At 73.1% G+C, this 8,459-nt stretch carries 6 protein-coding genes; all 6 read left to right on the top strand.

Annotation, left to right across the window (positions count from 1 at the left end; all coding sequences use genetic code 11):
* On the top strand, positions 1–1,144 hold a 1,144-nt coding region (locus PV721_RS38035), incomplete at its 5' end, for a ubiquitin-like domain-containing protein (protein WP_319732609.1).
* Between the two features lie 79 nt (positions 1,145–1,223).
* Positions 1,224–2,144, top strand: a complete 921-nt coding sequence (gene rsmA / locus PV721_RS38030) for a 16S rRNA (adenine(1518)-N(6)/adenine(1519)-N(6))-dimethyltransferase RsmA (protein WP_319732607.1) — start codon at positions 1,224–1,226, stop codon at positions 2,142–2,144.
* A complete protein-coding gene (locus PV721_RS38025) occupies positions 2,141–3,052 on the top strand; it encodes a 4-(cytidine 5'-diphospho)-2-C-methyl-D-erythritol kinase (RefSeq protein WP_319732605.1) in 912 nt (303 codons plus the stop codon). The genes rsmA and PV721_RS38025 overlap by 4 nt, the downstream gene beginning before the upstream one ends.
* Before the next feature lie 303 nt (positions 3,053–3,355).
* Complete coding sequence (locus PV721_RS38020; protein ID WP_319732603.1) at positions 3,356–4,684, top strand: acyltransferase; 1,329 nt, start codon at positions 3,356–3,358, stop codon at positions 4,682–4,684.
* Positions 4,685–4,737: 53 nt separating this feature from the next.
* Positions 4,738–6,546, top strand: coding sequence for an ABC-F family ATP-binding cassette domain-containing protein (locus PV721_RS38015; protein ID WP_319732601.1), 1,809 nt, complete (start codon positions 4,738–4,740; stop codon positions 6,544–6,546).
* A 155-nt stretch (positions 6,547–6,701) separates the two neighbouring features.
* Positions 6,702–8,345, top strand: a complete 1,644-nt coding sequence (locus PV721_RS38010) for a PQQ-binding-like beta-propeller repeat protein (RefSeq protein ID WP_319732599.1) — start codon at positions 6,702–6,704, stop codon at positions 8,343–8,345.
* Positions 8,346–8,459: the final 114 nt, after the last annotated feature.

Here is an 8,459-nt window from a genome sequence, read left to right as displayed (position 1 = left end):
GCCCGGCACCGGCCGCCGCCGCGCCGCCCGCGCCGCCCCCGCCGGCGGGTTCGGCGGGAACTGGCGGCGGATCGTGCCCCAGGCCCTGGTCGTCGCCTTCCTCGCGGGCGGCACGACGGCGTTCGTCGCCGCCGACAAGTCCGTACGGCTCACCGTGGACGGGGTCCCGAGGAACCTGCACACCTTCGCCGGCGACGTCGAGGAACTGCTCGCCGCGGAAGGCCTCGGCGTCGGCCCCCACGACCTCGTCGCCCCCGCCCCCGGCGAACCCCTCGAAGACGGCGAGGAGATCGTCGTCCGCTACGGCCGCCCCCTGCGCCTGACCCTCGACGGGCAGCAGCGCCAGGTGTGGACCACCGCCCGCACCGTCGAAGGCGCGCTGCGCCAGTTCGGCATCCGCGCCGAGGGCGCCTACCTCTCCGCCCCCCGCACCGCGCCCGTCCCGCGCTCCGGCCTCGCCCTGAGCGTGCGCACCGAACGCAGCGTCACCTTCATGGCCGACGGCCGCGAACGCACCATCCGCACCAACGCCGCCACCGTCCAGGAGGCCCTCGACCAGGCCGGCATTACCCTGCAGGGCCAGGACACCACCTCCGTACCCCCCACCGCCTTCCCGCGCGACGGCCAGACCGTCACCGTGCTCCGCATCACCGGCACCCGCGAGGTCCGCGAGGAACGCATCCCCTTCGAGACCGAGAAGGTCAAGGACCCCGGCCTGTTCGCCGGCACCGAGGTCGTCGAACGCGCCGGCCGGCCCGGGGCGCGCCGGGTCACCTACACCCTGCGCACCGTCAACGGGGTCCGCCAGACACCCCGCGCCGTCGCCGACGAGGTCGTCCGCGAACCCGTCACCCAGCTCGTCAAGGTCGGCACCAAACCGCTGCCCAGCTCCGTCGCCGGTGCCGACGGCCTCAACTGGGCGGCCCTCGCCCAGTGCGAATCCGGCGGCCGGCCCTCGGCCACCGACGCCTCGGGAACGTACGGCGGCCTCTACCAGTTCGACGTCCGCACCTGGCAGGGCCTCGGCGGCAGCGGCCGCCCCCAGGACGCCTCCGGCTCGGAACAGACCTACCGGGCGAAGAAGCTCTACGTGCAGCGGGGAGCGAGTCCGTGGCCCCACTGCGGCCGCAGGCTCACGTCGTAGCGAGCACGCCGGAACGCGTCCGCGAGCCGGACACCCGGTCCGGCTCGGGATCACCCTGCCGATCTGAGACGCTTTACCGGTGAGCACCGCAGAGCAGCAGCCCGAGAACCCCTCCTCCAGTACCCCCGGCACGCCCGACGCCCTCCTCGGCCCGGCCGACATCCGGGAGCTGGCCGCCGCACTCGGCGTACGCCCGACGAAGCAGAAGGGGCAGAACTTCGTCATCGACGCCAACACGGTCCGCCGGATCGTGCGGACCGCAGAGGTCCGCCCGGACGACGTGGTCGTCGAGGTCGGCCCGGGCCTGGGCTCGCTGACGCTCGCGCTGCTGGAGGCCGCCGACCGGGTCGTCGCCGTCGAGATCGACGACATTCTGGCGGCCGCGCTGCCCGCCACCATCGAGGCCCGCCTGCCCGCGAAGAAGGACCGCTTCGCGCTGGTCCACTCCGACGCGATGCTGGTGACGGAACTGCCCGGTCCGGCGCCGACCGCACTCGTCGCGAACCTGCCGTACAACGTGGCCGTGCCCGTCCTGCTGACCATGCTCGACCGCTTCCCGACCATCGAGCGGACCCTGGTGATGGTGCAGTCGGAGGTCGCCGACCGGCTGGCCGCCGAGCCCGGCAACAAGGTCTACGGGGTGCCCTCGGTCAAGGCCAACTGGTACGCACACGTCAAGCGCGCCGGGGCCATCGGCCGCAAGGTCTTCTGGCCCGCCCCGAACGTCGACTCCGGTCTCGTTTCGCTGGTGCGGCGTACCGAACCCATCAAGACCACCGCCACCAAGGCGGAGGTCTTCGCGGTCGTGGACGCGGCGTTCGCCCAGCGCCGCAAGACGCTGCGCGCCGCGCTGGCCGGCTGGGCCGGCTCGGCGGCGGGCGCCGAATCGGCGCTGGTCGCCGCCGGCATCTCGCCGCAGGCGCGCGGCGAGTCCCTGACGGTGGAGGAGTTCGCCGCCATCGCCGAGAACAAGCCCGCGGCGCAGAGGCCCGCACTGTGAGCGCGCGCACGACGGGGGTGACCGTACAGGTCCCCGCGAAGGTCAACGTCCAGCTGGCGGTGGGCGCGCCCCGGCCCGACGGCTTCCACCACCTGGCCAACGTCTTCCTCGCCGTGTCGCTGTTCGACGAGGTCACGGCGACCCCGGCCGACACGCTGACGGTGACCTGCGAGGGTCCCGACGCCGACCAGGTCCCGCTGGACCGCACCAACCTCGCGGCGCGGGCCGCCGAGAGCCTCGCGGCCCGCCACGGCATCGAGCCCGCCGTCCACCTCCACATCGCGAAGAACATCCCGGTGGCGGGAGGCATGGCGGGCGGCAGCGCGGACGGCGCGGGAGCCCTGCTGGCCTGCGACACCCTGTGGGGTCTGGACACCCCGCGCGCCGAACTCCTCGACATCTGCGCGGAGCTCGGCAGCGACGTCCCCTTCAGCCTCGTCGGCGGGGCCGCGCTCGGCACGGGCCGCGGCGAGCTGCTGACCCCGGTGGCCGCGGGGGCGTTCCACTGGGTGTTCGCTGTGGCCGACGGGGGACTGTCCACCCCGGCGGTGTTCCGCGAGTTCGACCGGCTCACCGCCGACGTGGAGGTCCCCGAGCCGGAGGCCTCGCCGGCACTGCTCGCCGCCCTGGCGTCGGGGGACGCGCAGGCGCTGGCCGCTGAGCTGACCAACGACCTGCAGGCGGCGGCCCTCTCGCTGCGGCCGTCCCTCGCGGACACGCTGGCGGCGGGCACCGGAGCCGGGGCGTTGGCCGCGCTGGTCTCGGGCTCGGGCCCCACGACGGCCTTCCTGGTCGCGGACGGGGAAACCGCCGCCAAGGTCGCGGCCGCCCTCGAAGCGTCCGGCACCTGCCGTGCCACCCGGGTGGCGTCCAGCCCGGCCCCGGGCGCCACCGTCCTGCCGTCCTGACCCCGCGGGCCGTTGCCGGGGGCCGGCCCCCGGACCCCCGCGCCTCGAACGCCGGCGGGGCCGCATGTGGCCGGCGACAGTCTGCACGTGCCCGTGGGGCTGGAGTGCGCGGAGCGCAATGTCAGCCCCTCCGGCGTTCGAGGAGCGGGGTTCGGGGCGGAGCCCCGGTCTTTCGGCCTCGCCGGCGTTTGAGGCGCGGGCGCGGAGCGCCGTAAGGGGTCCGGGGCGGAGCCCCGGTACCTAGGCGGGAGTTGAGTACCCGCACCCTGTCGGGGAGGCGGCCGCGCAGGCGACCGTGGCCCCATGACAGCCAGCGCACGCGACCTCGCCCTCGCCACCCCACCCGGTCGGGACCGGTACGTCGACCTGCTGCGGGTCGTCTCGCTCGGCACCGTCATCGCCGGGCACTGGCTGATGGCCGCCGTCAGCAGCGACGGCATAGGGAACCTGCTCGCCCTCGTGCCCGCCCTCCAGGTGCTCACCTGGGGCCTGCAGGTCATGCCGGTGTTCTTCTTCGTCGGCGGGTTCTCGCACGCCCTGTCCTACCGCTCCCTCGCCCGCCGCAGCGGGACGTCCGTCTACGCCGCCTTCCTCCGGGCCCGGCTCCAGCGGCTGCTGCGCCCCACCCTCGTCTTCGTCCTGGTGTGGGCCGCCGCCGCGCTCGCCGTGCAGCTCGCCGGCCGCGGCGACGGCCAGCTGACCGGGGCCGCGCTGCGGCTGGTCACCCAGCCGCTGTGGTTCATCGGGATCTACCTGGCGATGGTCGCCTTCACCCCGCCCCTGCTGAAGCTGCACGAGCGCCACGGCTGGGCCGCGTTCGCCGCGCTGGCCGGAGCGGCCGCGCTGGTCGACGTCCTGCGCTTCGCGCTCGGCGTCCCCTACGTCGAGTTCCTGAACTTCGCCCTCGTCTGGCTCGCCGTCCACCAGCTCGGCTTCCTCCGCGCCGACGGCCGCATCCGCCGGCCCGCCGCCCTCGCCGCCGCGGGTCTCGCCGGGGCCGTCCTGCTGGTGGCGTACGGCCCGTACCCGCTGTCCATGGTCGGGATGCCCGGCGAGAAGGTGTCCAACATGGCCCCGCCCACCCTCGCGCTGCTCGCGCACGGCATGTGGCTCGTCGGCGCCGTGCAGCTGCTCGCCCGGCCCGCCGCCGCCTGGCTGGCCCGCCCCCGCGTCTGGCGCGGGGTGGTCGCCGCCAACGGCGTCGCCATGACCGCCTTCCTGTGGCACCTCACCGCCATGCTCGGCGTGTACGGGGCCCAGCTCGCCCTCGGCCTGGACCTCCCGGCCCCGGCCGGCGCCGCCTGGTGGGCGCAGGTCCCCGTACGCATCCTGGCGGCGACCGCCCTGACGGCCGTGTTCGTCACGCTGTTCCGCCGCTTCGATGCCCCGGCCGCACCGCGCACCGGCACGGCCGGCGGCGCCGGCGCCCCCGTCGCCGCCCTCGGCATCACCCTGTGCCTCCTCGGCATCCTCGGCCTGTCCATGACCGGACTCGGCGGTCTGCTCGACGGCCACAGCGCCACGCTGATCGCCTTCCCCGTCACCGCACCGGTCGCCATCGGGATGGCCCTCGCGGGCGCCCTGCTCGTGGAACGGTCAGCCCCGGCCCGGAGCGTTAGGCTGGGGGGCTGATCCACACCCTCCCCCAGAGTCCGTCCGGGGGTACCCCACCTGGAGCGCGTCTGATGGCCGTCAATCTGGTCAATGTCGAGGCAGTCAGCAAGGTGTACGGCACACGTACCCTGCTGGACAGCATTTCCCTCGGCGTGTCCGAGGGGGACCGGATCGGCGTCGTCGGCCGCAACGGCGACGGCAAGACCACCCTCATCCGGATGCTCGCCAAGCTGGAGGAGCCAGACACCGGCCGGGTCACCCAGTCCGGGGGACTGCGCATGGGCGTCCTCACCCAGCACGACTCCCTCGATCCCAAGGCGACCATCCGCCACGAGATCATCCGGGACATGGCCGACCACGAGTGGGCCGGCAACGCCAAGATCCGCGACGTGCTCACCGGACTCTTCGGCGGCCTCGACCTCCCCGGCTTCGGCCAGGGCCTCGACACCGTCATCGGCCCGCTCTCCGGCGGCGAGCGCCGCCGCATCGCCCTCGCCAAGCTGCTCATCGCCGACCAGGACCTGCTGATCCTCGACGAGCCCACCAACCACCTCGACGTCGAGGGCATCTCCTGGCTGGCCCAGCACCTCCAGGAGCGCCGCTCCGCGCTCGTCTGCGTCACCCACGACCGCTGGTTCCTCGACCAGGTCTGCACCCGCATGTGGGACGTGCAGCGCGGTGACGTGCACGAGTACGAGGGCGGCTACAGCGACTACGTCTTCGCCCGCGCCGAGCGCGACCGCATCGCCGCCACCGAGGAGTCCAAGCGGCAGAACCTGATGCGCAAGGAGCTGGCCTGGCTGCGCCGCGGCGCCCCCGCCCGGACCTCCAAGCCCCGCTACCGCATCGAGGCCGCCAACGAGCTGATCGCCGACGTGCCGCCGCCGCGCGACACCAGCGAGCTGATGCGGTTCGCCAACGCCCGCCTCGGCAAGACGGTCTTCGACCTCGAGGACGTCAGCGTGCACGCCGGTCCGAAGGAACTGCTCAAGCACCTCACCTGGCACCTGGGCCCCGGCGACCGCGTCGGCCTCGTCGGCGTCAACGGCGCCGGCAAGACCTCCCTGCTGCGCGCCCTGGCCGAAGCCGCCCGCACCCAGGGCGACGTGCAGCCCGCCGCCGGCAAGATCACCGTCGGCAAGACCGTCAAGCTGGCCTACCTCTCGCAGGAGGTCGGCGAACTCGACCCGTCCCTGCGGGTCCTGGAAGCCGTCCAGCGCGTCCGCGACCGCGTCGACCTCGGCAAGGGCCGCGAGATGACGGCGGGCCAGCTGTGCGAGCAGTTCGGCTTCACCAAGGAGAAGCAGTGGACGCCGGTCGGCGACCTCTCCGGCGGTGAGCGGCGCCGGCTGCAGATCCTGCGCCTGCTGATGGACGAGCCCAACGTCCTCTTCCTCGACGAGCCCACCAACGACCTCGACATCGAGACCCTGACCCAGCTGGAGGACCTCCTCGACGGCTGGCCCGGCTCGATGATCGTGATCTCCCACGACCGGTTCTTCATCGAGCGCACCACCGACACGGTGATGGCGCTCCTCGGCGACGCGAGCCTGCGGATGCTGCCGCGCGGCCTGGACGAGTACCTGGAGCGCCGCCGGCGGATGATCGAGGCGGCCTCCCCGGCGCCCGTCGCGGCCACCGCCGCCGCGGCGGCGAAGACCGCCGCCTCCGTGGACTCCCGCGCCGCGAAGAAGGAACTCCAGAAGATCGAGCGGCAGCTCAACAAGCTCGCCGACCGCGAGGGCAACCTGCACGCCCAGATCGCCGAGAACTCCACCGACTACGACAAGGTGGCCAAGCTCGACGCGGAGCTCCGCGAACTGCTCGCGGACCGCGACGATTTGGAGATGCGCTGGCTGGAGCTGGCCGAGGAGGCCTAGATTCGCTCACCCGGCCGGGCCAACTGGCCGGATAACGACGGCATCACGGGCCGGTCCTCCCTTGGGAACAGGGGGCGGACCGGCCCGGTGTTCGAGGGCCGTCAGTGATAGAAAGGTCATCCTCCCCGACCCGCCGAAGCCGAAAGCGTGCGCTGATGACCGAGCCGCCCCAGCCGCCGAACCAGCCACCGACTCCTTCCGGTTACGGTCACCTGCCCGGCCCGCCGCAGCAGGGGTACGGATACCCGCAGGGCGAGAACCCGTACGCGCAGCAGGCCCCGTACGCGCAGCAGCCGCCCACCGTCCAGCAGCAGCCCCCGGGCTACGGCTACCCGCCCCCGCCCGGAACGCCCGGTGCACCCGGCGCCCCCGGGATGCCGCCGAAGAAGAAGCGGACCGTGCTGATCGCCGCCTCGGCCGCCGCAGCCGTCCTCGCCGTCGCGGTCGCCGGCTACGTCGGCTTCTCCGACGACGAGGACCCGAAGCCGCCCGTGGCGCAGGAGTCCACCGACGCCAAGCCCTCCGCCTCCCCTTCCGTGGACAACGGCGACGGCAACGGCAACGGCAACGGCGCCGGCGGCCAGCAGGCCGACCTCAACTCCGGCCGCAAGCAGGGCGAGGACAAGGTCCTCTGGTTCAAGACCGCCAAGGTCGACGGCCCCGGCATGGGCGTCGACTCCGCGGCCCAGTGGGTCGTCGGCGACACCGTCGTCAAGAGCGTCTGGAAGTCCCTCAACGGCTATGCGGTCACCGACGGCAAGGAGAAGTGGACGCTCGCCTTCCCAGCCCAGATCTGCTCCGTCGCCCGGGACACCACCGCCGACGGCAAGACGGCTGTCATGTACCGCGACGGCGAGGGGGAGAACGCCACCTGCACGCAGCTGCGCGTGGTCGACCTCAAGACCGGCAAGGAGGTCTGGTCGAAGGAGGTGCCCAAGGAAGGGCTCTTCGACATCTTCACCAGCCCCACCCTGGCCATGACCGGCGACACCGTCGCCGTCAGCCGCGGCGGCACCGCCAGCGCCTTCAAGATCAGCACCGGTGACAAGCTCTTCGGGAGCGCCATGGGCACCGGCTGCAAGCCCGACGGCTACGAAGCCGGCAACGGCAAGATGATCGCCCTCGCCACCTGCAGCGACGCGGACGCCACCGCCGAGGTCCACGGGGTCGACCCCGTCACCGGCCAGAAGGCCTGGGCCTTCCGGCTCCCCAAGAAGTTCAAGGTCACCAGCATCTACTCGGTGGACCCGCTCGTCCTCGACATCGGCAACGAGGAGACCAAGCAGCGCTCCATCGTGGTCCTGGGACCCGACGGGAAGCAGACCGCCACCCTCGCCGGAGAGGGCAGCTTCACCGTCGGCTGCGGCGACACCGGCCTCTTCCGGTCCCTGACGACCTGCCCCTCGGCCGTCGTCGACGCGGGCACCCTGTACCTCCCGACCGCGGCGGAGGCCGGCAAGGCCAACGAGATCGTCGCCTTCGACCTGGCCACCGGCAAGGACAAGTGGCGCACCCCGGCCGGCGACAAGCGCACCCTCACCCCGATCAAGGCCGCCAACGGGCAGCTGATCGCCTACCGCAAGGCCGAGGAGGAGCAGGGCGGCGAGGTCATCTCCATCCCGGCCGGCGGCGGCACCCCCACCGCACTCCTACGCCACCCGTCGGGCCCGGCCGCGCCGATCGAGAGCTCCTTCCGCACACCGAAGCTCGACTACGTGGACGGACGGTTCTTCATCTCCACCTCCCGTCTGCAGGCCAAGGGCACGGACGAGAAGCTCCTGATGGTCTTCGGCAAGTGACAACGCGTCCAACGAGCAGCCCAGCGAGAGGCATGAGCAACCCATGAGTACCCCGCCGCCCCCCAGCCAGCCGCCGTCCGGCGGCTGGCTGGGGGGCGGCGGGGTACTCATGGG

The organism is Streptomyces sp. MB09-01 (genome assembly GCF_033794505.1).
GTDB lineage: Bacteria > Actinomycetota > Actinomycetes > Streptomycetales > Streptomycetaceae > Streptomyces.
The sequence above is the reverse complement of the archived record's forward strand: the minus strand, read 5'-3'. Positions and strand labels throughout refer to the sequence as shown.